Here is a 745-nt window from a genome sequence, read left to right on the forward strand (position 1 = left end):
ACCACTCGAAAGGGCACAGACACCACCGCTCGCCGTGCGCCAGGTTCCAGGGAGTGCGGATGCGAATGTGTCACACGATCTTCCGATGAACCCTCGCCCGGCAACGCAGAAGAGGCCCCGAAGGGCCTCTGAACTGCGAGTTCTTCCTGAGGGCGGTCTCGGCGGGTCGGCCCGCCCTCCCTCCGGAAGCCGGGGGTCACAGGCTGCGGGCGGTGATGTCGCCGCTGGAGGTGGTGGCGCGGATGTCGAGGTCGGCGTTGCCGTCGTTCTTGAGGGCGTTGCTGACGCGGCCGTAGCTGGTGCCGGCGTCCATGGCCGCCGAGACCCCGGCGGCGGCGGTGATCGAGATGTCGCCGGACTGGGTGGCGAGCACGACCTTGCCGCCCGCGGCCTCGGCGACCCGGATGTCACCCCGTGCGGTGCTGATCTCCGCGGGGCCGCCCAGCCGCCCGACCTCGACGTCGCCGTCGACCGCGGTGAGGCGCAGGCTCGCCACCTCCTCGATCTTGATCTGGCTGTACGCGCCCTCGAAGGCGACCTCACCCAGACGGCCGGCGGTCAGCAGCTCGGCGCCGACCGCCTTGGCCTCGACGCCGGAACCGGCGGGCAGGTTGACCGTCACCTCGACGGCCCCGGACGGGCCGAGGTACTGGTTCTTCTCCGGGGTCGTGATCCGGAGGACACCGTCGGCGTACTCGACCGTGGTCTGCTCCGCCGCCTTCACGTCACGGCTCCTCGAGGCGTT

General features: G+C 71.0%; 1 protein-coding gene. It reads right to left on the reverse strand.

The window, feature by feature from the left end; genetic code table 11:
- Window positions 1-196: 196 nt before the first annotated feature.
- On the reverse strand, window positions 197-745 hold a 549-nt coding region (locus DMH01_RS42330; RefSeq protein ID WP_125685089.1), incomplete at its 5' end, for a DUF4097 family beta strand repeat-containing protein.

This window comes from Amycolatopsis sp. WAC 04182 (genome assembly GCF_003947465.1).
Classification (GTDB): Bacteria; Actinomycetota; Actinomycetes; order Mycobacteriales; family Pseudonocardiaceae; genus Amycolatopsis.